24 protein-coding genes and 1 pseudogene are annotated in these 25,288 nt (G+C 66.1%); 8 read left to right on the forward strand and 17 right to left on the reverse strand.

What is annotated here, in order from left to right:
* Window positions 1–3: 3 nt before the first annotated feature.
* The 8 genes from MB901379_RS21825 to ftsH all read right to left on the reverse strand — a co-directional run bounded on the left by MB901379_RS21825 (window position 4) and on the right by ftsH (window position 7,660).
* A complete protein-coding gene (locus MB901379_RS21825; RefSeq protein WP_158018508.1) occupies window positions 4–915 on the reverse strand; it encodes a Rossmann-like and DUF2520 domain-containing protein in 912 nt (303 codons plus the stop codon).
* Window positions 916–1,016: 101 nt separating this feature from the next.
* Window positions 1,017–2,417, reverse strand: a complete 1,401-nt coding sequence (locus tag MB901379_RS21830; protein WP_158018509.1) for a DUF6779 domain-containing protein — start codon at window positions 2,415–2,417, stop codon at window positions 1,017–1,019.
* A gap of 145 nt (window positions 2,418–2,562) precedes the next feature.
* On the reverse strand, window positions 2,563–3,039 hold the full coding sequence (locus MB901379_RS21835) for a DUF3180 domain-containing protein (protein WP_158018510.1): 477 nt from the start codon (window positions 3,037–3,039) through the stop codon (window positions 2,563–2,565).
* Window positions 3,039–3,566, reverse strand: a complete 528-nt coding sequence (gene folK, locus MB901379_RS21840; protein ID WP_158018511.1) for a 2-amino-4-hydroxy-6-hydroxymethyldihydropteridine diphosphokinase — start codon at window positions 3,564–3,566, stop codon at window positions 3,039–3,041. Before folK ends, MB901379_RS21835 begins: the two co-directional genes overlap by 1 nt.
* The gene (gene folB, locus MB901379_RS21845; RefSeq protein ID WP_158018512.1) at window positions 3,563–3,964 is read right to left on the reverse strand and encodes a dihydroneopterin aldolase; all 402 of its coding nucleotides are present in this window, start codon (window positions 3,962–3,964) and stop codon (window positions 3,563–3,565) included. Before folB ends, folK begins: the two co-directional genes overlap by 4 nt.
* Window positions 3,957–4,796 (reverse strand): dihydropteroate synthase, encoded by an 840-nt coding sequence (gene folP / locus MB901379_RS21850; RefSeq protein ID WP_158018513.1) that lies wholly within the window; start codon window positions 4,794–4,796, stop codon window positions 3,957–3,959. Before folP ends, folB begins: the two co-directional genes overlap by 8 nt.
* Window positions 4,793–5,392 (reverse strand): GTP cyclohydrolase I FolE, encoded by a 600-nt coding sequence (gene folE / locus MB901379_RS21855; RefSeq protein ID WP_158018514.1) that lies wholly within the window; start codon window positions 5,390–5,392, stop codon window positions 4,793–4,795. The genes folP and folE overlap by 4 nt, the downstream gene beginning before the upstream one ends.
* An 18-nt stretch (window positions 5,393–5,410) precedes the next feature.
* Entirely contained in the window at window positions 5,411–7,660 is a 2,250-nt protein-coding gene (gene ftsH / locus MB901379_RS21860; RefSeq protein ID WP_158018515.1) for an ATP-dependent zinc metalloprotease FtsH, read from the reverse strand.
* 297 nt (window positions 7,661–7,957) lie between these two features.
* Here ftsH and MB901379_RS21865 point away from each other — a divergent pair, with 297 nt between their 5' ends.
* The 3 genes from MB901379_RS21865 to MB901379_RS21875 are packed head-to-tail and all read left to right on the forward strand — an operon-like array spanning window position 7,958 to window position 11,132.
* A complete protein-coding gene (locus tag MB901379_RS21865; RefSeq protein ID WP_158018516.1) occupies window positions 7,958–8,923 on the forward strand; it encodes an alpha/beta fold hydrolase in 966 nt (321 codons plus the stop codon).
* Entirely contained in the window at window positions 8,917–10,113 is a 1,197-nt protein-coding gene (locus tag MB901379_RS21870; RefSeq protein WP_158018517.1) for an LLM class flavin-dependent oxidoreductase, read from the forward strand. The genes MB901379_RS21865 and MB901379_RS21870 overlap by 7 nt, the downstream gene beginning before the upstream one ends.
* The gene (locus MB901379_RS21875; RefSeq protein WP_158018518.1) at window positions 10,113–11,132 is read left to right on the forward strand and encodes a zinc-binding dehydrogenase; all 1,020 of its coding nucleotides are present in this window, start codon (window positions 10,113–10,115) and stop codon (window positions 11,130–11,132) included. Before MB901379_RS21870 ends, MB901379_RS21875 begins: the two co-directional genes overlap by 1 nt.
* 95 nt (window positions 11,133–11,227) lie before the next feature.
* Here the strand turns inward: MB901379_RS21875 and MB901379_RS21880 are convergent, their stop codons facing one another.
* The 4 genes from MB901379_RS21880 to MB901379_RS21895 all read right to left on the reverse strand — a co-directional run bounded on the left by MB901379_RS21880 (window position 11,228) and on the right by MB901379_RS21895 (window position 15,722).
* Entirely contained in the window at window positions 11,228–12,472 is a 1,245-nt protein-coding gene (locus MB901379_RS21880; RefSeq protein ID WP_158018519.1) for a PPE family protein, read from the reverse strand.
* A gap of 13 nt (window positions 12,473–12,485) precedes the next feature.
* Window positions 12,486–12,785 carry a PE family protein gene (locus MB901379_RS21885; protein WP_158018520.1) on the reverse strand — a complete coding sequence of 100 codons (300 nt, stop codon included), beginning with the start codon at window positions 12,783–12,785 and terminating at the stop codon, window positions 12,486–12,488.
* A gap of 1,371 nt (window positions 12,786–14,156) precedes the next feature.
* On the reverse strand, window positions 14,157–15,410 hold the full coding sequence (locus tag MB901379_RS21890) for a PPE family protein (protein ID WP_232021936.1): 1,254 nt from the start codon (window positions 15,408–15,410) through the stop codon (window positions 14,157–14,159).
* Window positions 15,411–15,422: 12 nt separating this feature from the next.
* A complete protein-coding gene (locus MB901379_RS21895) occupies window positions 15,423–15,722 on the reverse strand; it encodes a PE family protein (RefSeq protein WP_158018521.1) in 300 nt (99 codons plus the stop codon).
* 899 nt (window positions 15,723–16,621) lie between these two features.
* Here MB901379_RS21895 and MB901379_RS21900 point away from each other — a divergent pair.
* Entirely contained in the window at window positions 16,622–17,377 is a 756-nt protein-coding gene (locus tag MB901379_RS21900) for an SIMPL domain-containing protein (RefSeq protein WP_158018522.1), read from the forward strand.
* A gap of 15 nt (window positions 17,378–17,392) precedes the next feature.
* On the opposite strand, the gene hpt is transcribed toward MB901379_RS21900, so the two are convergent.
* Genes hpt through dacB form a run of 4 tightly spaced genes read right to left on the reverse strand, consistent with a single transcriptional unit; the run spans window position 17,393 to window position 21,466 of the window.
* Window positions 17,393–18,001 carry a hypoxanthine phosphoribosyltransferase gene (hpt, locus tag MB901379_RS21905; protein WP_158018523.1) on the reverse strand — a complete coding sequence of 203 codons (609 nt, stop codon included), beginning with the start codon at window positions 17,999–18,001 and terminating at the stop codon, window positions 17,393–17,395.
* Window positions 18,002–18,054: 53 nt separating this feature from the next.
* Complete coding sequence (gene tilS / locus MB901379_RS21910) at window positions 18,055–19,029, reverse strand: tRNA lysidine(34) synthetase TilS (protein WP_158018524.1); 975 nt, start codon at window positions 19,027–19,029, stop codon at window positions 18,055–18,057.
* Window positions 19,008–20,084 carry a zinc-dependent metalloprotease gene (locus MB901379_RS21915; protein ID WP_158018525.1) on the reverse strand — a complete coding sequence of 359 codons (1,077 nt, stop codon included), beginning with the start codon at window positions 20,082–20,084 and terminating at the stop codon, window positions 19,008–19,010. Before MB901379_RS21915 ends, tilS begins: the two co-directional genes overlap by 22 nt.
* Window positions 20,081–21,466 carry a D-alanyl-D-alanine carboxypeptidase/D-alanyl-D-alanine endopeptidase gene (dacB, locus tag MB901379_RS21920; protein ID WP_158018526.1) on the reverse strand — a complete coding sequence of 462 codons (1,386 nt, stop codon included), beginning with the start codon at window positions 21,464–21,466 and terminating at the stop codon, window positions 20,081–20,083. The genes MB901379_RS21915 and dacB overlap by 4 nt, the downstream gene beginning before the upstream one ends.
* Window positions 21,467–21,608: 142 nt before the next feature.
* On the opposite strand from dacB, the gene MB901379_RS21925 reads away from it, so the two are divergent.
* Window positions 21,609–22,097, forward strand: coding sequence for an inorganic diphosphatase (locus tag MB901379_RS21925; RefSeq protein ID WP_158018527.1), 489 nt, complete (start codon window positions 21,609–21,611; stop codon window positions 22,095–22,097).
* Between the two features lie 11 nt (window positions 22,098–22,108).
* Here the strand turns inward: MB901379_RS21925 and MB901379_RS21930 are convergent, their stop codons facing one another.
* Window positions 22,109–23,191, reverse strand: a complete 1,083-nt coding sequence (locus MB901379_RS21930; RefSeq protein WP_158018528.1) for a DUF475 domain-containing protein — start codon at window positions 23,189–23,191, stop codon at window positions 22,109–22,111.
* A 276-nt stretch (window positions 23,192–23,467) separates the two neighbouring features.
* On the opposite strand from MB901379_RS21930, the gene MB901379_RS24870 reads away from it, so the two are divergent.
* The 3 genes and pseudogenes from MB901379_RS24870 to MB901379_RS21945 all read left to right on the forward strand — a co-directional run bounded on the left by MB901379_RS24870 (window position 23,468) and on the right by MB901379_RS21945 (window position 25,281).
* Window positions 23,468–23,671, forward strand: a complete 204-nt coding sequence (locus MB901379_RS24870; protein WP_269462772.1) for a hypothetical protein — start codon at window positions 23,468–23,470, stop codon at window positions 23,669–23,671.
* A 73-nt stretch (window positions 23,672–23,744) separates the two neighbouring features.
* Window positions 23,745–23,942: pseudogene (locus tag MB901379_RS21940) on the forward strand (hypothetical protein); the annotation flags it as partial.
* Between the two features lie 43 nt (window positions 23,943–23,985).
* A complete protein-coding gene (locus tag MB901379_RS21945) occupies window positions 23,986–25,281 on the forward strand; it encodes a hypothetical protein (protein ID WP_158019373.1) in 1,296 nt (431 codons plus the stop codon).
* Window positions 25,282–25,288: the final 7 nt, after the last annotated feature.

Genomic DNA, 25,288 nt, shown 5'->3' on the forward strand with positions numbered 1-25,288 from the left:
TGTTCATGGCGCCAACACCTCGACGACGTCCGAGGGCGCGTGGGACCGCTGAGCGGTCCGCAGCGCATTCACCCGATATGCGTTGGCCAGCTGTGGGTCTAGCTGCATCAGCGCGGCCAGATGCCCGGCAACCGCGGCCGCGTCACCGCGAGCAATCGGACCCGTCAGCGCCGCCTGCCCACGCTGCAGCGTGTTCTCCAGCGCCGCCCGGGCCAAGGGCCCGACGATGCGTTCGGCGATCCCGCCCGGCTGGTTGTCAACGCGCTGTTGGCCGAGTAGCTCCTGCCCCCGCAGCGCGGCACGCAACGCCTCCAAAGCGTCGGCGAGCACCGTCACGAGATGATTGCTGGCATGGGCCAACGCGGCGTGGTAGAGGATGCGTGCGTCCTCTCGCACGCAAAACGGCTCCCCACCCATTTCGAGCACCAGCGATTGGGCAATCGCATACCCGACGTCGTCGGACGCGGTCACTCCGAAACAGGTGTCCGGTAGCCGGCTGATGTCTTCGTCGGACCCGGTGAAGGTCATTGCCGGGTGGATGGCCAGTGGTACGCAGCCCTGCTGGGTCAGCGGTGCCAGAATCCCAATGCCGTTGGCACCGGACGTGTGCGCCACTATCGTTCCCGGGCGCACCGCGGACGTGGCGGCCAATCCGGATACCAGACTCGCCAACTCGCTGTCAGTCACCGCCAACAGCAGCAATTCGGCTCCGGCGGCCACATCTTGCGGCGGCAACACCGGGGTATCGGGCAGCCGGCGCTGCGCCCGCTGCAGCGACGCGCGCGAGATCGCGCTGCACGCCACCACAACATGATCGGCGCGCTCGAGCGCAACTCCCAACGCGGTGCCCACCCGGCCGGCGGAGATGATCCCCACCTTGAGCCTGGCCGGGCGCAAACCGTCGAACTGCACCATCGCAGACGACCTCACAGGTTCTTAGTTCGTTCCAGTCCCTCGATGTGTGGGTACCGGACGGTCACTAAGACTGTAGTCGATCGGTGTGCCCCAGACCCAAATCAACCGTCGCGGCGACGACGCCGGCCTCCCCCCGACGGCTCGACCTGCAGCCGCGCCATGAGGTCCGCGACAGACTGACCACCGCTGTGCGAGTCAGGGTCATGGGTGGGTGACGTGTCGTCGAATTCCGAATCCGGACTGCGGTGCCGGGCAGCGGGCTCAGGCGCCGGCGGGGTCGCCAGCCGCGGTGGCGGAGGGCCCGCAGGTGGGGTGGGCGGCGGAGGTTCAGCGCCGTGCGGGCCACCGGCGGCCGAGTCGGCGCCCGGGGTTCCGACACCATACTGGCGGTAGTCCGCCGCATGGCGAGACCGCGACCGGCGACCGCCAAATTCTCCCGGCACCTCGACCTGACCCGCGCCGAAGTCGCCGTGCTCCTCCTCCGGGCTGGAGTGCCGGGCACGCCGCCTGCGGCCCGAGGGTGGCGCCGGCGAGCGCGCACCAAAGTCCTCCGACGCCCAGTGGTTGCCGGGCGCTCCAGGAAGCCACCACTGTCCGTCCGCGGCGGCCGGTCGCAGTGCCGACGGATCGGTTTGCGGCGCAGGGCCTGGTGACCCAGCCGCGGGGGGAGGTGCGGGGGACGGCGGCGGGCGATGGCGAGGCTCGTATCGTAGATCGGGTTGTGCCGGCTCCGCGTCATAACGCATCCGGTCCCGCTCCCCCGGGTGTTCCCCATCGAAGTGGCCGGCCGGCGGTTGCGCCAACAAGGATTCTCGACCACCGGTTGACATGCCCGCCGCAGCACCAAACGGCGACGTCCCCACCCGCTCGTCTGAGGGCAACACCCCCACCTCAGGGACGTCGATGATCGCCTCCTCGGCTCGGCCAGTGCTTTCGCCATGGCGGCCCATCGGCACGGAATCACTGGATAGCCAGTCCGCGATCTGGCTCTCGCCGGTGCGGATGCGATCGGCCACCGCGCGGGCGATGTGTGCCTCTTTGTCGACGGTCTCCAACGCGGGACGGTGCTCGAGGTCGGCGTCGAACAAGATCTCCAGGCTCGTTCGCAGCGCCGAAAGTTCGGCACGTAGCGCCGCCACCTCGTCGGCGGCAGCACCCCGCAGCTCGACCGCGAGTTCCCGGCGCAGCTGCGACTCCACCGTCAACTCGTACTCCCGGCGGGCCGCGATTTCGCGATCCAACTGAAGGTCATACACCAGCTTCATATCGCGTGCCCGCGCCTGATCGGCGTCAGCCTGCCGGCGGTACACCACGGACACAAACGCACCGGCCACTGCGGCCCACAGCGCCAAGATCACGGCCAGTTTCAGCAGTTCCACACGATTGGTGAAAACCAGCGCAGAACTGGCCCCGATTGCAAGGACCAGCAACGTCGTTAAGAGCACCCAACCCGGCCTGCGGCCGCCGCGCCGGACCCGGGCGCCGCGGGACAGAACGGTCATGGCCTGACTGTACCTGGGTGATGTCCATCAGCGTGTCGCGCTGGTCCGGCGATTCTCCCGTCGAGTCGGCTAGGCGACGTACCGGCCCCGTTTCTGCGGCCGTATCGCAGCCAGCAACCTCGACAAGCGAGGCGACCAAACCCGGCTAGGGTTCCGCGCCCTCGCCACGCTCGCTGGGGTCCTGCGGGGACTTGCAGCAATGCTGCAGCCACAGCGCGGCAACCACCAAAGCCAGCGCGCTACCGGCCGCCACCAGGGTGCCCGCGGTGTCTTCGTTGGCTACCCGCAGCCAAGACCGCCGCGGCAGCAGGTACACCAATACCCCGATCCACCAACCCAGCACCAGCGCACCCACCCAAGCCGACGCCTTGGCAACCACTAAGCTGCGCGCCACCGCGAGCGGGTGCAGCCGACCCGACCCGTCACCAATCTCGCCATCGTTGATCTTGGCTCGCACGTAGCGCGCCCACAGTGCCTCTGCAACGGCCACTGCCAATAGCGACAGACCGGTCCATACCGTGATCTCGGGGAACCAGCGAAATAGCATCACGACCAGCGGATAACCGACCACGGCCGCGGCTATCGCCGCGGCCACCAGGTCACGCTTGCGGGTGGGCCCCATTAGCTCTCCAACGTCAATCGGGTTGGTCGCACGCCTTCCCGCTCGGCCGGATCCAACTCGGCCAGCAGCTGGGCGACGGGACGGGGTCCCTCGGGCAGCGTCAACTCGGCGGCGGGATCGACGTCAAGCCACGGGACCATCACGAAAGCCCGCAGGTGCGCCTGTGGGTGCGGCAACGTCAGGGTGCCATCACCGCAAACCACGTCGACGCGGCCCCGGGGCCCGACGTGGTAGCAGGCGACCACGTCGACGTCGAGGGTCCGCGGACCCCACCGCTGGTCACGCACCCGTCGCGCGGCCCGCTCAAAATCCTGAGCCCGCCGCAACCAGGCATGACCGTCGCGAGCCGGGTCGTCGGCGAGGAGCACCGCGTTGAGAAACGGCCCCTGGCGCACGTTGCCCCACGGTTCGGTCTCATACACCCCGGAGGCCGCGACCAACGCATCACCGAGCCCATCGACGACCGATCGCAGATGGGCCAGGCGGTCACCCAGGTTCGAGCCGACCGACAGCACCACCGTGGTCATACCGCCCCACCGGCAGGGATCACCGAGCCGCGTCCACCGCGCCGCGACCGCCGGGTCACCACCGCGACGTCGGTAAACGGTTGCGGGATGGGCGCATGGGGTTTATGTACGACGACCTCCACGGCGTGCACTCGGTGGTCCGCCATCACCTCATCGGCGATCTCGGCGCCGACCGTCTCGATCAGGTTACGGGGAGGCCCGGCGACGATCTCGGCGGCGCGCTGGGCCAGGGCGGCGTAGTCATAGCTGTCGGCCAGGTCGTCGCTGCGGGCAGCGTCGACCAGATCGATCCACATCGTGATATCGACGACAAATTGCTGACCAGCGACACGTTCATGGTCGTAAACCCCATGCCGTCCATGAACAGACAAGCCGCGCAACTCAATTCGGTCAGCCATGAGGCTTGTTCCCTTCCGCTTGCCACGCTTCGACGACCTTGAGCGCATCGACGGACGCGCGCACATCGTGCACCCGCACACCCCAGGCGCCATGCAACGCCGCAAGCGCGGAAATCACCGCGGTCGCGGTCTCACGCCCGTCCGGCGGTCGCAGCGCCCCATCCTGACCGGCCAGCAGCGCCCCAAGGAACCGTTTGCGTGACGCGCCGAGCAGCACGGGCAACCCAGTGGCGATCAACTCCGGCAGGGCCTGCAGCAGCGCCCAATTGTGTTGTGCTGTCTTGGCGAACCCGAGCCCGGGATCGATCACCAGTTTCGCCGGGTCGACGCCCGCGGCCAGCGCATCGTCAACGCTGGCCAGCAGGTCGGCACGTACCTCGGCCACCACATCGTGGTAGGCGGGCACGGCGTGTGGGTTGGCCGCCGACACCGGCCGCCAATGCATCAACACCCATCGCACACCGGCGTCAGCCACCAGCGGCGCCATAGCCGGATCGGCCCGTCCCCCGGACACGTCATTGACGAGTTGCGCACCGCTTTCCAGCGCCGACCGCGCCACGTCGGCGTTCACAGTGTCGATACTGACGTTGATGCCTTGTGCGGCAAGCTCTTTAACGACGGGTATGACACGAGACATCTCGACCTGCGGGTCTATCCGGGTGGCGCCGGGCCGAGTCGACTCCCCCCCGACATCCACGATCGCGGCGCCATCGGCAGCCAGCGCCAGGCCATGTCCAACGGCATCCGCCGTATCGAAGTAGCGACCGCCATCCGAGAACGAGTCGTCGGTGACGTTCAAAACCCCCATAACCTGCACGGGCGGCGGACTCACTTACGCAGGATGAGGTCCAGCGCTTCGGCTCGAGAAGCGGCATCGGTCTTGAACTGACCACGTACCGCCGACGTCGTCGTGATAGCGCCCGGCTTCCGTACCCCGCGCATCGCCATGCACAGGTGCTCGGCTTCGACCACGACGATCACCCCGCGTGGCTCGAGCCTCTTTACCAGGGCGTCGGCGATCTGGCTGGTGAGCCGCTCCTGCACCTGCGGCCGCTTGGCATAGAGGTCCACCAGACGAGCGATCTTTGACAGCCCGGTCACCCGGCCGTCCCTGCCGGGGATATAGCCAACGTGCGCCACCCCGTGGAACGACACCAGATGGTGTTCGCAGGTCGAGTACAAGGGAATCTCCTTGACCAGCACCAGCTCATCGTGCTCCTCGTCAAACATGGCGCTGAGCACCGTGTCGGGGTCGGTATAGAGCCCGGCGAAGATCTCCCGATATGCGCGTGCCACGCGCGCAGGAGTGTCTCGCAAGCCACCCCGGTTCGGATCTTCCCCGATCGCAGACAACAATTCGCGGACGGCGGCCTCGACGCGCTCCTGGTCGAAAACCCGAGGCTCGGTGGCGGAATCCAGCTGGGTCATCGAGAGTTCTCCGTTTCGTCAGCCGTGGGCAGGCGGATTGGACCGACTGACGTTGCTGTCCTCCCGCTCGGAGGATTCATCGGTATCCGATACGGATTGATCAGCCGGCGGGTGGCTCAGCTGAGGTCGATTCGACGACGGCGGCGGCCATCCGGGTGCGTGCCAGCCCGCCGGCGCGCCGTAATCCGGCTGGTAGCCGGTGCGGGACCCGTCCGCGCCGTGCGATCCATTGGCGCCACGGTTGGCGCCGTCAGTCTCCGACTGCGTGGCCTGGGCTGCCTCGGCCGCTCGGGTGGCTCGAGCAATGGCCTCCTTGAACGCCGGCTCGGGGAGCGGCGGGGGCCAGGGTTCTCCGCGTTCGATAGCCAGTTCGCCCGGCGTCTTGATCGGCGGCTTATCCGACGGAATCCGCCCGCCGAAATCGTCGAACATGGTGAGCCGGGGACGTTTCTCGACGTTGCCGAAGATCGCCTCCAGCTCGGGCCGGTGCAGGGTTTCCTTTTCCAGCAGCTCGCCCGCGAGCGTGTCGAGCACGTCGCGGTATTCGGTGAGAATCTCCCACGCTTCGGTGTGGGCCGCCTCGATCAGCTTGCGGACTTCTTCGTCGATCTCGCGGGCGACCTCGTGGGAGTAGTCCGACTGCGTGCCCATCGAGCGGCCCAGGAACGGGTCGCCGTGTTCGGTCCCATACTTGACCGCGCCGAGCCGGGCACTCATGCCGTATTCGGTGACCATCGCCCGGGCAACCTTGGTCGCCTGCTCAATATCGGACACCGCGCCCGTGGTCGGCTCGCGGAATACCAGTTCCTCGGCGGCGCGCCCACCCATGGCAAACACCAGCTGCGCGATCATCTCCGACCGGGTCCGCAGCCCCTTGTCCTCCTCGGGCACCGCCACGGCGTGACCACCGGTGCGCCCCCGGGCCAGGATCGTGACCTTGTAGACGGGATCGATATCCGGCATCGCCCAGGCCGCCAGGGTGTGTCCACCCTCGTGGTAGGCGGTGATCTTCTTCTCCTGCTCGCTGATGATCCGCCCCTTGCGGCGCGGGCCGCCGATCACCCGGTCCACCGCCTCTTCCAGGGCCGGGCCGGTGACGACGGTGCCGTTTTCCCTGGCGGTGAGCAGCGCCGCCTCGTTGATGACATTGGCCAGGTCAGCACCCGTCATGCCGACGGTCCGCTTGGCCAGTCCGTCGAGGTCGGCATCCGGCGCCATCGGCTTGCCCTTGGAATGCACCCGCAGCACCGCGCGACGGCCCGCCAGGTCGGGATTGGTGACCGGAATCTGCCGGTCGAAACGGCCGGGCCGCAGCAGCGCCGGGTCCAGGATGTCGGGCCGGTTGGTGGCCGCGATCAGGATTACCCCGGCCCGATCGCCAAAGCCGTCCATCTCGACCAGGAGTTGGTTCAGGGTCTGCTCACGTTCGTCGTGGCCGCCACCCAGTCCGGCGCCACGCTGTCGGCCAACCGCATCGATCTCGTCGACGAAGATGATGCAGGGGCTGTTCTGTTTGGCCTGCTCGAACAGATCACGGACGCGCGAGGCGCCGACCCCGACGAACATTTCGACGAAGTCGGACCCGGAGATGGTGAAGAACGGCACCCCCGCTTCGCCGGCCACGGCGCGGGCCAGCAGCGTTTTGCCGGTTCCCGGCGGCCCGTACAGCAGCACGCCTTTGGGAATCTTGGCGCCGAGCGCCTGATAGCGCGATGGATTCTGCAGGAAGTCCTTGATCTCGTAGAGTTCCTCGACCGCTTCGTCCACGCCCGCGACATCGGCAAAGGTGGTCTTGGGCATGTCCTTGGACAGCTGTTTGGCGCGGGACTTACCGAAACCGAAACCCATCCGCGCTCCGCCCTGCATGCGGGAAAACATCACGAACAGGCCGACCAGCAACAACAGCGGCAGCACGTAAACCAGCAGCTCACCAAGAATGCTGCCCTGATTGACTACCGTGCTGATCTTGGCGTTCTTAGCGCTCAGCGCGTTGAACAGGTCGACGGCGTAGCCGGTGGGGTACTTGGTGATGACCTTGTCGGATCCGTCGGTTTCTTTGTCGCCCTTCTTCAGGACCAGCCGTAACTGTTGCTCGCGGTCGTCGATCTGCGCGCTCTTGACGTTGTCGCTGTTTATCTGCGACATGGCCACCGAGGTATCGACTGGTTTGTAACCACGAGTGTCGTCACTGAAGTAAAAGAACGACCACCCAAGCAGCACCACAACGGCGATGGCCGTGATGGTGCGGATCACGTTTTTTCGGTTCATCAATCATCGGCCGTGCTGGCCAGGTCCTTCCAAATACGCAGCTGGAAATGTCAAGGCTACCGCTCGTGGCTAGCGCCAGCCCGGGGAATCCCGGGCGCAGCGGATAGCCACCGTATCGCTCAGACAACGACCGGTAGTTCCGGATGGTTGCAGTAATACGGCAAACCCTCCGAGGTGAGCGTCACACAACTACACGAGCCCAGCAGCAAAAGGTGACCCCAACCTTCCCATCGGGGCGCCCGCGGTACCGAGCAACACCCCCTTCTCAGCCCTGCCTCGTTGTGATTTGGTGAGACGGTGGCGTTGTCAGCCGAACGGTTAGTCGATACCAACGGTGTGCAGCTGCGCGTGATCGAGGCCGGGGACCGGGGTGCACCCACGGTGATACTGGCCCACGGATTTCCCGAACTGGCCTATTCATGGCGGCACCAGATACCAGCCCTCGTCGATGCCGGCTATCACGTGCTAGCGCCCGATCAACGTGGTTATGGCGGCTCATCGAGGCCCGAGGCGATCGCCGACTACGACATTCACCAGCTCACGGCGGACCTGGTGGGGCTGCTCGACGACGTCGGCTCGGAGCGCGCTGTCTGGGTCGGCCACGACTGGGGTGCGGTCGTGGTGTGGAATGCGCCCCTGCTGCATCCGGACCGGGTCGCCGCGGTCGCCGGTCTCAGCGTCCCGGCGCTGCCGCGGGGGCACGTGCCGCCGACACAGGCATTCCGGGCGAAGTTTGGGGAGACCTTCTTCTACATCCTGCACTTCCAGGAACCGGGCATCGCCGACGCCGAACTCGATGACGACCCCGCCCGCACCATGCGCCGCATGTTCGGCAGCTTGCAACTGCCCGGCGACCAGGGCGCCGCGTTGCGGATGATGGCCCCCGGCCCGGAGGGCCTCATCGACCGGCTCCCGGAGCCGGACACACTGCCGGCCTGGATCAGCCGGGACGAACTGGACCACTACATCAGCGAGTTCACCCGCACCGGTTTTACCGGCGGGCTCAATTGGTATCGCAATTTCGACCGCAACTGGGAAACCACGGCCGAACTCGCCGGCGCCACCATCGCGGTGCCGTCGTTGTTTATCGCCGGAGCCGCCGATCCGGTGCTGTCGTTCACCGGCACGGACCGCGCTTCGGAGGTGATCAACGGCCCCTACCGCGAAGTGATGATCGAGGGCGCCGGGCACTGGCTGCAACAGGAGCGGCCCGACGAGGTGAACGCCACGCTGCTCGAGTTCCTCGAGGAAGTGCAATGGTGACGAGCCGGCCACTGCGCTTCGGTGTTTTCATCACGCCGTTTCATCCTACCGGCCAATCCCCAACGGTCGCACTGGAATACGACATGGATCGCGTCGTTGCATTGGACCGTCTCGGGTACGATGAAGCCTGGTTCGGCGAGCACCATTCCGGCGGCTACGAATTGATCGCCTGTCCCGAGGTCTTCATTGCGGCCGCGGCCGAACGGACCAAGCACATCCGGCTGGGCACCGGTGTGGTGTCGCTGCCCTACCATCATCCGCTGATGGTGGCCGACCGCTGGGTGCTGCTGGATCATCTGACCCGTGGCCGAGTCATGTTCGGCGCCGGCCCCGGCGCACTGCCATCGGATGCTTTCATGATGGGCATCGATCCGGTTGACCAGCGCCGGATGATGCAGGAGTCCCTGGAAGCGATCCTCGCCCTGTTGCGCGCCGCACCCGGTGAGCGGATCGACCGTCACTCCGATTGGTTCACCCTGCGCGACGCGCAACTCCACATCCGGCCGTATACCTGCCCGTATCCAGAGATATCAACCGCGGCAATGATTTCCCCGTCCGGGCCACGCCTGGCCGGCGCGCTGGGCACGTCGCTGCTGTCGCTGTCGATGTCGGTGCCGGGCGGCTACGCGGCACTCGAGAACACCTGGCAGGTGGTGTGCGAGCAGGCCGCCAAAGTTGGCCGGGATGATCCCGATCGCGGCGACTGGCGCGTGCTTTCCATCATGCATTTGTCCGATACCCGCGACCAAGCGCTCGACGATTGCACCTACGGGCTGCCCGACTTCTCGAAATATTTCGGAGCCGCCGGATTCGTCCCGCTGTCCAACACCATAGACGCGGGCACCCACACATCCCGACAGTTCGTCGAGGAGTACGCGGCCGCAGGAAATTGTTGTATCGGCACGCCTGACGAGGCGATCGCACACATCGAAGACCTGTTGGACCGCTCCGGTGGCTTCGGAACCCTGCTGCTACTCGGCCATGACTGGGCCGCACCGCAGGCCACGTTCCATTCCTATGAGCTGTTTGCCCGCAAGGTGATTCCCTACTTCAAAGGACAGCTGGAGGCGCCGCGCGCCTCGCACGACTGGGCCAAAGGTAGGCGGGACGACTTGATCGGTCGCGCGGGCCAGGCCGTGGTCCAGGCCATCACCGAGCACGTGGCCGAGCAGGAGGACGGCAACCGCTGATGCGCGCTTCGGTGTTGCGTAACGGGCGCATGGTCTACCGGGACGACGTGCCGGACCCGGTACCCGGACCGGGACAGGTGCTGGTGGCGGTGCGTGCGTGCGGAATCTGCGGATCGGACCTGCATTTCGCTGCACACGGCGCCGAGGTAGCGGCCTTAGGCGGCCAACTGGCCGGCGGCGGCGCCAACCTCGACGTGAACCGAGATGTCTTCTTGGGTCACGAGTTCACCGCCGAAGTGCTCGAGGCCGGACCGCACACCCAAACGCATCCACCGGGAACGCTGGTTACCTCGATACCGGTGTTGCTGTCCGCCGAGGGCGTGGAACCGATTTTCTCTAGCAACACCACCGTCGGCGGCTACGCCGAGCGAATGCTGCTCTCGGCGCCACTGCTGTTGCCGGTGCCCAACGGCCTGGACTTCAAACATGCCACCCTGACCGAACCCATGGCGGTGGGCCTGCATGCGGTGAACAAGTCCAACATCGAGCCGGGCGAGACCGCTTTGGTACTGGGCTGCGGACCCATCGGCCTGGCCATCATAGCCGGACTTGCCCTGCGCGGCGTGAAAGCAATTGCGGCATCTGACTTTTCGCCGAAGCGCCGGGAGCTGGCCGCTGCGATGGGCGCGCACCAGACCCTGGACCCGGCACAGGGATCGCCGTTCCACGCCGTGCACGCCAGCGTGGTCTTCGAGGCGGTGGGAGTGCCCGGGATCATCGACGACGCGATTCGCCGGGCACCTACGGGTACCAGGTTGATCGTCGCCGGGGTATGCATGCAACCCGACACCGTGCACCCGTTCTTCGCCATCGCCAAAGAAATCAGCGTGCAGTTCGTGCTTGCCTACAGCCCCGAAGAGTTCGCCACCTCGCTGCGCGCCCTGGCCGACGGTGACATCGATGTCGCCCCGTTGATTACCGGTGAGGTCGGCCTGGATGGGGTCGGCGAGGCGTTTGACGACCTCGCCGACCCCGAGCGGCACTGCAAGATTCTGGTCACCCCCGGGGGCGCGGGTTAGGCCCAGCCGGAATTGCTGGCTGGTCGGCCTAAGCCACGTATCGCCGCTGCGTCGAAACCGACTCCCCTGCCTCCGCGCTCCCCCGCCGTGGCGCGCTAGCCGGCCGCCGGCGGATGTGCGATCACGGTCGGCTTGAAGCCGTATCGGGGCGCAGCAAAATTATTGAAACCGCGCCCGGCCCCACTGCCCATGACAGGCAACCCACCCACCGCGTGCGACCCGGGCTCGCCGGCCGCAGCAGCGGCCCCAAGGCCATTGAACGACGTCAACACCGCCGGCGTGGCCGCCGGGGTCGTCCCGGTCCAAGCCGCGGGAACCGACAACCCACCAACCGAGGCCGCCTTGCCGACCGCTCCGGCGACACCACCCAAGCCCGCGCTCGGAAGCACCGCCGGAATTGCGGCCGGCAAGTCCTTGGCCGCCTTGGCGGCGGCCTCGGCGCCCTCCTGGGCATACTTCGGTAGGTCGTGCGCGAGGCTCGCGTAGTCCTTGAACTGGGTGACCAAAAGGCGAGCAGGACTAACCCACTTGTTGAAGGCGTCCATAAATACCCCGGCATCCACCTCGGCCGAGCCGGTCACGCCCTGCATGATGTCGCCCAACGCACCGTTGAAGATGATTCCGTCGCCATTGGAATTCCAGGTATGCCCGGTGAGTCCGAGTGCACCGGGCAGATCCGTGAGCCAGGGCGGCTCGTTGGTGATCCCAGCCATCTTTGACAGTGTTTTCGGAATCTCCGACAGGTTCTGCGTGATCGCGGCCGTATTCACCGCTTGGGTGACCGAGGCGAGCTGACTGGCGACTCCACCCGGGTTCACCGCTTGCACCGCCGCGTCGAACGGCGATAGCGCCGACGCCGATGCCGACGCGCCCGCATAGCCGTACATGGCCGCCGCGTCCTGCGCCCACATCTCGGCGTATTGCGCTTCGGTGGCCGCGATCGCCGCCGTGTTCTGGCCGATGAAGTTTGTCGCCAGCAACATCATCAACACCGCCCGGTTGGCCGCCACCACCGTGGGTGGCACGGTCGCGGCGAACGCCGCCTCGTAGGCACCGGCCGCCGCCATGGCTTGGGCCGCGGCTTGCTCGGCCTGCACCGCGGTGCCGCGCAGCCAGTCGATTTGGGGCGCGGCGGCGGCGGCCATGGCCGCCGCCGAAGGCCCTACCCAGGGCCCGTCGATCAGACCGGTCACCAACGCGTCATAGGCGGCAGCCGAGGCCAGCAAGTCGGAAGCCAGTACCTCCCAAGCGGTCGCGGCCGCCAGCATGGGCCCCGAACCCGGTCCGGCGTACATCAGCGTGGAGTTGATCTCCGGTGGCAACTGCGCGAAATCCAGCATGAACGGACCCTCCCTAACCAATCGATGCGGCGTTGGCGGCCTCGGTGATCGCATACGAACCAGCGCTAACACCCAGCACCGCCGCCAGCTGTTCTTGGACCGTGACGGCCTGCGCACCGATCGACTGGAACAGCTCGGCGTGCGCCGCGAACTGCGCGGCGGTCAGTAAGGACACCAGATCGGCGGCGGCGGGAACCACCCCTGTAGTCGGGGCTGCGGCGGCGAGGTTTCCGGCCTGCACGCCCGCGTTGATCGCCTCCAGTTCCCCAGCGGTCACAGCCAGTATTTCCGGCTGAGCAATAACAATTGACATGTACTTTTCCTCCCGGCTATTGTTTCCATTGGAAGCAATTTCTGATCCGACTCGTCGCTGAAAGCGGAGCACCGAGAGGTTAGGTCAGTTGCATATGAGCGACACAAGAGGCGACACGTTTTGTTCACGTTTGCCTGCGTGACTATTCATTTGCTACATCCAGTTGTTAACCGGATCGATTACCGGTATTCAATTTCTTGACCTATTTCGTTTGAGTTTGATATGAGTTTGCGGGCTCGGAAGTGGGCGCGCGTTACGATCCGCACCGCGGACCGACCCATCCAAGTTGAGCCGCCCCCTGGAATTGGCCGAACACGTCACTGGTGCCGGATAGCGCACTCGACAAGGCGACGATCGGCAGGAGGGGACCGCGGCGATGCCATCCGGGGTACTCGCCGACCGGCGTGCGATCGCCGTGCGTGCGCAGTCGACGCAGGAAGGGGGCAGCAGCGGACCGGTAGGCGGAGCAGCACGGGCAGTACAGCCGCCCAACAATCGCTAACCGCACGTTTTCCGACACGGGCGTCGGCGTTCCGATAGCATTTGGTAGTTTGCTGTATCTATTTTATCGCGCGCAGTTCTTTCGATTCTAAATTCCCGTCAACGCCACCAATATGCGGCCAGCACGGTCGCGGAATAATAATCAGTCCTGCAAAATTTCCGTTTGGCGATGGCGTCCGACCATGGCTCGTGTAAATAACGCCGGTCACCGAAACGCCCCTCACCGAATGCGGCATATGATCACGCGAAACAACGCCGCAAGCACGGTCGTCGGCATCGAGGTTCGCCCGGCCGGCCCAGGGATGTGAGTCCGGGCGCACGGGCGTCCAGGCACGGTTGGCCGGTGCTTCCAACGGTGTCGCACACCGAGCACCGAATCCGCCTTGCAAAGGTCGTGGACAAGTAGGCGCGGCATTCGGGGCCGCCGCGCCACAGGCACGGTGTCAGCGCAGAGCAGAAACGACAGGTTTGCGCATCGCATCAGAGAGGCTGCGTTTCCGCCGGATACCCTGGCCCGCGCCGCGCGCCCTGCCCAAGACGACCTGGACGAGGTCGGCGCGGCCTTTGACCACCACGCCGACCCCGAACGGCACTGCAAGATTCTCGTCACCCCGAAGGGCACGCGAGTTAGGCCCAGCTGGAGCCCACCGCACTGCCGATCTGGGCCATCTTGTTACCCGCCGGATGGCCTAGTGTTCGGCCTCCAACGAGGCGCCTCGTCCGCCACCGTCTGGACGTGGGTTCAAAGTGTCCCGCCATGTCGCGCGTGACGTGCGGGTCGGTCATACATAAGGTATGGCAGGTTACGGCGGGGGTACGGTAGCTGACTGCCTCCCCAGGGTTGTCGAACCGACTCCCCGCCGTGGCGCGCTAGCCCGCCGCCGGCGGATGTGCGATCACGGTCGGCTTGAAGCCGTATCGGGGCGCAGCAAAATTATTGAAACCGCGCCCGGCCCCACTGCCCATGACAGGCAACCCACCCACCGCGTGCGACCCGGGCTCGCCGGCCGCAGCAGCGGCCCCAAGGCCATTGAACGACGTCAACACCGCCGGCGTGGCCGCCGGGGTCGTCCCGGTCCAAGCCGCGGGAACCGACAACCCACCAACCGAGGCCGCCTTGCCGACGATCCCACCCAGACCCGCGGTCGGAAGCGCGGGCAGCGCCGCGGGCAGGGCCTTGGCGGCGCCCTCGGCGGCCTTGGCGGCGCTCTCGGCGGCCGACTTCGCAATCCCCTCGAAGTTGTGCTCGATGCCTTGGATGGTCTGGAACGTGGTCGCGAAGAGCCTTGTCGGGGAAATCATTTTGGAGAACCCGTCAATCACCGAACCGGCATCCACTTCACTCGAACCGGTTATCGCCCCGGTGATATCGCCCAGCGCTCCGGCCACGATGATGCCGTCGCCGTTGGAGTTGAAGGTGTGCCCGCTCAGGCCGACCGCCTCCATCAATGCCTCTGGGCTACTAAGCCAGGGCGGCTCATTTGTCAGGCCGGCCAGACCCATCAGTGCGTGACTGATCGTGTACATGCCATCGGTGGTTACCGCCGAGTTGACCGCTTGCGCCACCGAAGCACCCTGGGCCGCCAACCCGGCCTGATTGACGGTTTCGGCCGCCGGGGTGAAAGGCGTCAGGTCCGTGGCCGCGGCGGACGAACCGGCATAGCCGTACATTGCGGTGGCATCCTGCGCCCACATCTCGGCGTACTGCGCCTCGGTGGCCGCGATGGCCGCGGTGTTCTGGCCAAGGAAGTTCGTCGCCAGCAGCGCCATCAACAGCGCCCGGTTGGCCGCGATCTCCGGTGGTGGCACCGTCGCACCGAACGCAGCCTCGTAGGCACCCGCGGCCGCCACGGCTTGCGCGGCCGCGAATTCGGCCTGCCCGGCCGTATCGCTCAACCACGCCACTTGCGGCGCCGCGGCGGCCGCCATGGCCGCCGAAGACGGGCCCACCCATGGCCCATCGATCAGGCTCTCAACCAACTGGCCATAGGTGGTCGCCGACGTGCGTAACTCGCCGGCCAGCCCCTCCCAGGCCGCGGCTGCGGCCAGCAACGGCCCGGAACCGGGGCCCGAATACATCAGCGCGGAGTTGATCTCCGGTGGTAACTGTGCAAAATCCAGCATGAGTGGCCCTCCCTAACCAATCGATGCGGCGTTGGCGGCCTCGGTGGCCGCATACGAACCAGCGCTTATGCCCAGCGTGGTAGCAAGCTGCTCTTGGACCGCCGCTGCTTGGGCGCTCACGGCCTGATAGAGCTCTCCATGCTGAGCAAACTGGGCGGCGGTCAGCAGGGATACCAAGTCCGCCGCGGCGGGGGCCACTCCGGTGGTCGGGGCTGCCGCGGCCGCATTGCCGGCTCGCACCACTGCGGTAATGGAGTGCAGTTCCCCCGCAGCCGCATCCAGCATCTCCGGCTGGGCGAACACGATCGACATCTGTTTCCTCCCTAAAACACTATTTTCATTAGGAACTTTCAACAACGGATTCAGTTGCTGAAGTAGACGATCGGAGACGTTAGGCCAGCATCAGGTCAGGAACACAGCCTCCGCAAAGGCTGTTCACTCCGCGGTCGGTAACAATTCACCAACGTCGTGACAAAACGCACATTTTATGAACCAGATGTGAGCATGCTATGAGCTCTTGTGGTTTGAGTTTTATATGAGTTTCCAGCGAATTGTATTCTTACCGCTATAGTGCACGCACCCGTGATGCGTCGGCATTCCGGCTTCGCCGACCCATCGGTTGCCTGACCGGCGCGGCGCGGCGGATTCGATGTCCGGGGCCGCTCGGCATGCAGCGGGGTTACCGATGGCCTATCCCATTGATTCGCAACAGATTTAGATCTGACGATAACGGCCGTTTGGTGCCCCGCCACCCCAGCAAGCGGCCGCTGGAACGGCTGCGGGTCAGTCGGCTCCCAATAGTTTCCGCAGACCAGAAATGGTCACGAATCTGTCGCTGGAACGGTTGAGCAGATTCCTAACTGCGGGAGCCGAATACCTCCCGGCGACTCATATTTTTGTCCGAGTTCCGTGAGGACTGAACCACGATGGGCGTTTTTCAGGGACACCAAACGCGTCCGCGCGATCTCGGTCCGGCCCCACCTCGACCAGATGGGCGACGTTGACCGAATCGAATTCCGCAGAATGATGGGCGCCCGCCGGCGACGCGAATCGCCCGGAACGGCGCGCATCCGGTAACCCGCTGCAGATTCCACCCGGCCAGGCGGTGCCGAAAGGAAAGCCACCGAAATAAAGGAAAACCAGTCGTGTCGCGCGCCCACCCGCTCGCGGTGAACGCGGCCTCGACGCACGTTGCGGTTAGGGTTCCGGGTATGCCGATGGTAAGGAGCGCTACCAAAGTGATCCGCTGGTTAGGTGGTTTCGTCGCGGCCGGCTTGGCAGTTGCCACGCTGTCGGCATGCGATTCCCATACTGCAGCTAACTCGGCGACGCCCAGTGCAAACCCGCGTCAAGTAACGGTGCTCGGGTCGGGACACGTCCAAGGCGTCCCGGACACGTTGACCGCCGATGTCGGAATTCAATTCACCGAGGACGATGTCACCCGCGCGATGAACCAGGCCAATGAGCGCCAGCAAGCGGTCATCAATGCGCTGGTGGGTGCCGGGTTGGACCGCAAGGACATCCGCACCACCGAGGTATCGCTGCAGCCGCAGTACAGCGCTCCGGAGCCGGGCGCGACCGCGACCATCGTCGGCTACCGCGCCGACAACGCCATCGAGGTTACGATCCATCCGCCCGATGCCGCGTCGCGGCTGCTGGATGTCATCATTAACACCGGAGGCGACGCCACCCGGATAAGTTCGGTCAGCTACTCCATCGAGGATGACTCACAGCTGGTCAAGGACGCTCGCACCCGCGCCTTCGAAGACGCCAAGAACCGCGCCCAGCAATACGCTCAACTGTCGGGCCTGCGTCTGGGCAAGGTGCTGTCCATATCGGAGGCGTCCAGCGCCATCCCGCCCGCGGGTGGGCCGCCCGCGCCGGCGCCGCGTGCCACGATGGTGCCGCTAGAACCGGGCCAGCAGACGGTGAGCTTTTCGGTGACCGCGGTGTGGGAGTTGACCTAGGGCTTACTGGCAGGGCTATTGGTAAACCTTGGGGTCCAGGGTCCCGATATAGGACAGGTCGCGATAGCGCTCGTCATAATCCAAGCCGTACCCGACGACGAATTCGTGGGAAATGTCGAACCCTACGTAGGCGATGTCGACGTTGGCGCGTACCGCGTCGGGTTTACGGAGCAGGGTGCACACGCGCAACGACTTCGGATGACGGCTTTTGAGATTGCGCAACAGCCAGGAAAGCGTCAGGCCCGAATCGACAACGTCCTCGACGATCAGCACATCACGCCCATGGATGTCGCGGTCCAAGTCCTTGAGGATCCGCACCACCCCCGACGACGACGTCGACGATCCGTAGGAACTCACCGCCATGAACTCGAACTGGGTGGGCAGCGGAATGGCACGCGCCAGGTCGGTGACGAAGAGCACGGCGCCCTTCAGCACGGTGATCAACAGCAAATCCTGCCCGTCGGCGATCGACTGGTCGGCGTAGTCGTTGCCAATCTGGGCGCCCAGCTCGGCAACACGAAGCTGGATCTGCTCCTCAGTGAGTAGCACGGATTTGATGTCGCCCGGGTACAGCTCCACCGCCTGTCCGGGGGTGATCGCCGAGGAACTCTGGGTCACGTCCACAGCGTGCCATGTCCCCGGGTCGGCGACCAACGGCAGTCCCCGTTTTTGCGCCGTCAAACCGGCTCGCGCCGCAATGCCAGCGCGCCGTCGCTCCGTCCGACGACCAATCGCTGACCGCGCAATGCCGACCCCACCGCCACTCCACCCTGACCACGCCAAGCGGTAACCAGCCTGTCCACCGCGCGGATCTGCTTGTCGGTCAGCCCAATCGCGCCGCCGTCCAATAACCAGCTACGGATCACCCGCCGACGCACCGGGTCAGGCAGTAAGGCCAGCGCAGCGGCATCCAATGCGGAACCCGTGCTCACGTGCGGTCGCGCCTCGGCGGCACTCGCGTCGAGCAGATCGGTGTCCTCGCGCAGTGCCCTCGCCGTGCGGGCCAGCGCTTCGGCCACACCCCCGCCCAGCACATCCTCCAGCAGTGGCAGCACCTCCTGACGCAACCGAGTTCGGGTGAAGCGCCGATCGGTGTTGTGCGGATCCCGCCACGGCGAAAGCCCCAGTTCCCGGCACGCGGCATGGGTCACACTGCGTCGCACGCCCAGCAATGGCCGGCACCACGGAGGATCGTGCGGGCGCATCCCCGCAATCGACCGCGCCCCGGACCCACGGCCGAGGCCAAGCAGCACCGTCTCGGCCTGATCGTCGAGCGTGTGCGCCAACAGCACCGGGGCCTCCCGTCGGGCGGCATCTAGGGCCGTGTACCGGGCGGCGCGCGCCGCCGCCTCCGGGCCACCTGCCGGACCGCCCGGGTCACCCACCTGGACGCGAAGCACCTGCGCCGCTTTGCATCCCAGCGAGATCGCCTGCACCCGAGCGGTTTCCGCGATCCGGGCCGAATCGGCCTGCAATCCATGGTCGATGATCAGAGCGGTCGTGGGAAGCAGCGGCGCCGCGACGGCGGTCAGCGCAAGCGAATCCGGACCCCCGGAAAGCCCGACGCACCAGCGGTCGGAGGTGGCGAGGAAGGTCGTCGCGAACTGCTCAGCCGCGCGGCGCAGCTGCGCTACAGCACCCTGTCGATCCATCGCTGCGGGTTTTCGATCTCAGCTGGCAGGGGCAGCGCCTCCGGACCCGACCAGATCGTGTTGAACCGCTTCATACCGACCCGGCTCACCACATCGTCGACAAAGGCCTTACCGCGGGTGTATTGGCTGAGCTTGGCGTCAAAGCCCAACAGCGCACGCAACAGCCGTTGCAATGGCGGCTGCTTGCGTTGCCGGCGCTCGTCGAACCGGCGGCGGATCAGGGCCACCGACGGCACCACCACCGGCCCCACCGCATCCATGACATGCTCGGCGTGGCCTTCCAGCAGTGTGCCGAGCGCCAACAGCTGGTCCAGGGCCTGACGTTGCGGTTCGGATTGAACCGCACGTACCAGGCCCAGAATCCCCGTCGCGTTACCGCCGGCATCACCCGAGGAATCCGCAGAATCGCCGCGGCTGCGCACGAAACTGGCCAGCCGGCTCACCACCTGCCCAATATCGTCGGCGGGCTCGCGGGTGAGTAATGACAGCGCATTCTGCATGTAGCCGGCCAGCCAGGGGTTCGCGGTGAACTGCACCCGGTGAGTGACCTCGTGCAGGCAGACCCACAGCCGGAAGTCGGAGGGATCGACCCGCAGTTGGCGCTCGACCGCAAGAACGTTGGGATACACCAGCAGCAGAGCCCCCGCCTCGGCCTCAGGAGCAGCGGCAGCCGCGAACGGATCGTACTGGCCCAAAATGCCCGAGGCCACGAACGCCAGCACGGCGCCCGTCTGAGCGCCGGTAATGCGGCCGGTGAGGAATCCTCGCGGCCGATCCGCACCGTTTGTCATCGCCCGCATCGATTCGGCGGCCGCGCGGACCCAGGCCGGGCGGTCGACGACGCGAGCCGACGACACCACGCCGTCGGCTATCAGGCCGGTAACCTCGCGCACCGGCGGTTCGGCCCGCTCCGCGGCGCGCATCAACTCGTCAATCACTTGGCGCCGGGTGTAATCGGTGGACGGCGGATCCGGACGGGCCAGCCGCTCGCCCACCGTGGCCGCGAACTGCCAATCGACGGCGTTGCCGAGGGTCAGCTCCGACGATGTGGTCACGTCGCGCACCCGCAGAACCACAACTTGGTGGCCAGCGCATCCATCGCATTGCGACCGTTCGGACCGGCGTCGTTGGAGATGAACGCGAACGTGAGCACGCGTCCGCTGCTGTCGGTGACCACACCGACCAAGGAGTTGACGGCGGTCAGCGAGCCCGTCTTGGCCCGCAACCAACCGGCCGGGCCCAGGTTGGTGGCGCGGTCGAGGAAGCGTTCGCCCAGCGTGCCGCTGCCGCCGGCGATCGGCAGCAAATCCAGCATCGGCCGCAACGAGGGCTGGTCCGGTCCCGCCGCGGCCTGCATCGCGCCGTCCAGGGTCCGCGCCGTCAAACGGTCGGCGACCGACAAACCGCTGGAATCCACCAGCGCCGCCCCGGCGGTGTCGATGTGTGCGGTGTTCAACCGAGTGGTCACCGCGTCGACCGCGCCGGTAAAGCTCTGCGGGCGATTGATGGCGGCCGCCACCTCGCGACCGATGCACTCGGCCATCACGTTGTCAGAGGCGTTCATCATTTCGGACAACCGTTCGATCAGCGGCGCCGACTGCACCACGGCCAACTGCCGTGCACCAGCTGGAGCCTGACCGATAGTCACCGATACCGGATCCAGGCCGAGGGCTTTCGCCAGTTCGCGTCCGGCGTCCAGGGCGGGTGTGCGTGATCGTCTGGAGTTGACGGTTGTCGGTTGGATACGCCCGGCATCGATCATGGCCGCCTCGATCGGTGCGATATCACCGTTGTCGATGTCCGCGGGGTCCCATCCGGGCGCCATCGTCGGCCCCGAGTACGCGGAGATGTCGACCTGCACCGCCGTCGGCGTCATGCCGCTGCGGCGGATTTGTTCCACCAGGCCACTGATGCGGGCGGCACCGCGGTACCAGGTGTCGACACCCGGTGGCGCCGCCGACAGCGTCGGGTCCCCGGCGCCCACCAGTACCACCGGCCCCTGGGCATTTCGACTGCCGGCCACCACCCGAGTGCTGATCCGCGCCTGCCGGTCCAGTGTGAGCAGTGCCGCCGTGGCGGTCAGAACCTTGTTCGTCGATGCGGGCACCAGTGGCAGGTCATCGAGCTGGCGCCACAGTTCCTGCCCGGTCAAGGCATCGCTGACCCGTCCGCCCAACGTGCCCAAGTTGGGATCCGCGGCGACTTGGGCGAGCGCCGCGGCCACCGCACCCGCAATAGGTGCGGTGGCGGTCTCTGCCACTGGGGTCACCCCCGGCTTGACCGTCGGAGGTCGCGGTGGCGGAACGGGCAAACGCCCACCGGCGCCGTGCCTACCGGTAGTAAAAAACGCTGCGGCCGCCACCACGGCGGCGACAAACGCCAGCACCGCCACCCCAACCAACACGTGGGTGGTTTTTCGCCAACGTTTGGGTCCCATGGAGTCTCCTGTCAATCTGCGTCCCATTGTGCCGAACCAGCCACGCATCAGGTCCACAGGACCGCTGCACTAGGGTGTCACCCGACGCATTTGACCTACTCCCAGGCCTCTTTTGGCCTCGCTCAGGCAAAGGAGCCACGCGATGCAATTCGACGTGACTATCGAAATTCCGAAGGGCCAGCGCAACAAGTACGAGGTCGATCACGAGACCGGCCGGGTGAAGCTGGATCGCTACCTTTTCACCCCGATGGCGTATCCGACCGACTACGGGTTTATTGAGGACACCCTGGGCGAAGACGGCGACCCGCTGGACGCGCTGGTGCTGCTGCCCGAGCCGCTGTTTCCCGGCGTGTTGGTGGAGGCCCGTCCGGTGGGAATGTTTCGGATGGTGGACGAGAAGGGTGGCGACGACAAGGTGCTGTGCGTCCCGGCCGGCGACCACCGTTGGGATCACATCCAGGACATCGCCGATGTACCGGCCTTCGAACTCGAAGCGATCAAGCACTTCTTTGTGCATTACAAAGACCTCGAACCGGGCAAGTTCGTCAAGGCGGCCGACTGGGTCGGCAAGACGGAGGCCGAGGCCGAGGTGCAGCGATCTGTGGAGCGCTTCAAGACCAACGGGCATTGATCCGCCAAGCTTCACCGCGCGACCCGGCGGTTGCGCACCACACTGTTGGTGAACGCCGCGCCGATGAACACCACGCCGATCGAGGCGGTGATCCACTCTGGGATCTGCAGGCGGTGGTTGATGGACATCAGCATGATCACCGCCAGCGCGCCGATGGCCCAGTGCGCACCGTGTTCCAGGTAGATGTAGCGGTCCACGGCGTCGTGGCGGACCAGATAGATCGTGATGGAACGGACGAACATGGCACCCACCAGGCCCAGACCCAGCGCGATGATAATCGGGTCGCTGGTGATCGCGAAGGCTCCGGTGACTCCGTCCAGGGAGAAGGACGCGTCGAGCACCTCCAGATAGAGGAACAACGTGAAGCCCGCCTTACCCACCGCCCCCGCTACACCATGCTGTGGCGGTGTAGCGCCGGGCTCCACGGGCTGAAACACCCGGCTCAAACCGTTAACGATCAGGTAGGTCACTAGGCCCAGCAGCCCAGCCACCATGACCGTCGCCAGCTCGTCATCGGTGCCAGTTGCCGCTGGGCCAACGACGACCAGCGCCAGACAGGCCGCCATCACGTGGACTTGACCGAGCCGGCCCACCCGGGCAAACGGGGCCTCAATCCACTTCAGCCACTTGATATCGCGTTCGTTGAAAACAAAGTCCAAAAACAGCGTCAGCAGGAACATCCCTCCGAATGCCGCGATCTGCGGGTGCGCGGCGGCAATCAGCGTTGTATAGCTCGGCGAGCCATCGGGGAATTCCTGTGCGCCGTCGGGCGGCGGATGCAGCGCCAGATTCATTGCGTGCACGGGGTTGAGCCCGGCGGTGGCCCAGACCAGACCCAGCGGAAAGACCAGCCGCATCCCGAACACCGCGATCAAAATGCCGATCGTGAGGAACATTTGCTGCCAGAACCGGCTCATTTGCTTCAGGATCGTGGCGTTGATGATGGCGTTGTCGAACGACAGCGACACCTCGAGGACCGCGAGCACCGCCAGCAGGAAGAGAGCCGTCGGCCCGCCGTGCCAATAGCCGATGGAAAATGCCGCGACGGTTACCAGCAGCGATAACCCGAACACACGGATCCACGTAGTGGTCATGGGTCCTTTCCGAGCGCCGACCGGAATACTGCGACCGGATGTCGGCTTCACGATGCCGGCCCAGACATCGGCTGGCCTGTACATTTCATCTTTACCCAAGAGCTCCTCGAGCCAGGCCTGAGACACTCCCCTCACCGACGACTCAACCAGATCCGCGATGGTTGCCGTGATCGGAGTCACCCGGACAGTCACAGACCCAGCAGTGTGCAGGACCATTCCCGTGTCAAACGCCAGCGGGCGAGATGGTCCCGGAGTTTCCCGGAGGGTGCGATATCGGTGCCGCCAACCTGGACGGGATCGCTGTCCACCGCGATGGCGTTTCGGCGATGTCGGGGCCGAGCCCCGGCGAGCATCGCCACGGCAGCGGCCGCCCCCACCGGCGCCGGCGGCACGCCGACGATGCCCATGGGAACTGGCGCCGGGGCCGGCACGCCCGGCGGGATGCTGGGCCGCGGTGGAGCCAATCCGCATGTGGTCTAGTCACGGCCCAGCGTTATACCGCGGCTCGAGGCGGATAGGGGGTGATCGATCGGAGGGCCACCGGTGACTTGTGGGCGGTGCGGGTTCGGTAGCCTGCCAAGAGTTCAGCACCCGGTTGGGCCGCAACCTCCAGGCGATCTACCGGCAAGCCGACTCACATGGGCAACAGGTGCACGCCGCCGGCAACAACCTGGCGCAAACCGACTCGGCGGTGGGTTCCAGCTGGGCGCGATTGAGCGGCGTCGCGAGGGCAGGCGCGCGGCCCGCATAGTATTTGCAAGCGTGGCTTCAAACGCGGTGCCGAATCGGCTCAGCTGGCGGTTAGTGCAGCCAGGGTGACAGAAGTCGGGGGTACGGCGGGCGCTGCGGGTGTCTCCGGGGGGGCGATCGCACGCGGCAGCGTCGCGCGGGTGGGCACCGCGACCGCGGTAACCGCGCTGTGCGGTTACACCGTGATCTATTTGGCTGCCCGCAATCTGGCACCGAGCGGTTTCTCGGTGTTCGGGGTGTTCTGGGGCGCGTTCGGACTGGTCACCGGCGCCGCCAACGGCCTGCTGCAGGAATCCACCCGGGAAGTCCGCTCGATGCAGTACATGGACGTCGTGCCGGACGGTGGCCGCACCCATCCCCTGCGGGTCGCCGCGACGATCGGCGTGGTTTCGGCCGTGGTGATTGCCGGCAGTTCACCGCTGTGGAGCGGGCGAGTGTTTGTCGAAGCGCGCTGGCTGTCGGTGATACTGCTCAGCTTTGGGCTCGTCGGATTCTGTCTACATGCCACGCTGCTGGGCATGCTGGCCGGCACCAACCGGTGGACCCAGTACGGATCGCTGATGGTCACCGATGCGGTCATCCGGGTCGCGGTTGCCGCCGCGACGTTTGTCATCGGCTGGGGCCTGGTCGGGTTTCTGTGGGCAACCGTGGCCGGTTCGTTGGCCTGGCTGATCATGCTGGTGTCCTCACCCACCACGCGCACCGCGGCGCACCTGCTGACACCTGGCAACACCGCGACATTCCTTCGGGGCGCTGCTCATTCGATCACCGCGGCGGGCGCTAGTGCGATTCTGGTGATGGGTTTCCCGGTGCTACTCAAGGTCACCTCAGACCAGCTCGGCACCCAGGGCGGCGTCGTCATTCTGGCTGTGACGTTGACCCGTGCGCCGCTACTGGTGCCGCTAACAGCCATGCAGGGCAACCTCATCGCTCACTTCGTCGACCAGAGCACTCACCGGCTTCGGGCGCTGATTTCGCCCGCGGCGGTGATCGGCGGGATCGGCGCGGTCGGCGTGCTGGCGGCGGGCATGGTCGGCCCGTGGGTGCTGCGTGTCGCGTTTGGGCAGGAATATCAGGCCAGCAGTGCGCTGCTGGCCTGGCTAACGGCCGCAGCGGTAGCCATCGCCATGTTGACGCTCACCGGTGCCGGCACGGTGGCCGCCGCGTTGCATCGTGCCTACGCGGTGGGCTGGGTCGGCGCGACCGTGGCCTCGGGCCTGTTACTGCTATTGCCGCTGCCCTTGGAAGCCCGCACCGTGATCGCGTTGTTGTGCGGTCCGCTGGTGGGAATCGGCGTTCATCTAGCGGCGTTGGCGCGCGTCGGACCCTTGAGCAGGTGACGAACCC

The sequence above is a fragment of the Mycobacterium basiliense genome (assembly GCF_900292015.1).
Lineage (GTDB): Bacteria > Actinomycetota > Actinomycetes > Mycobacteriales > Mycobacteriaceae > Mycobacterium > Mycobacterium basiliense.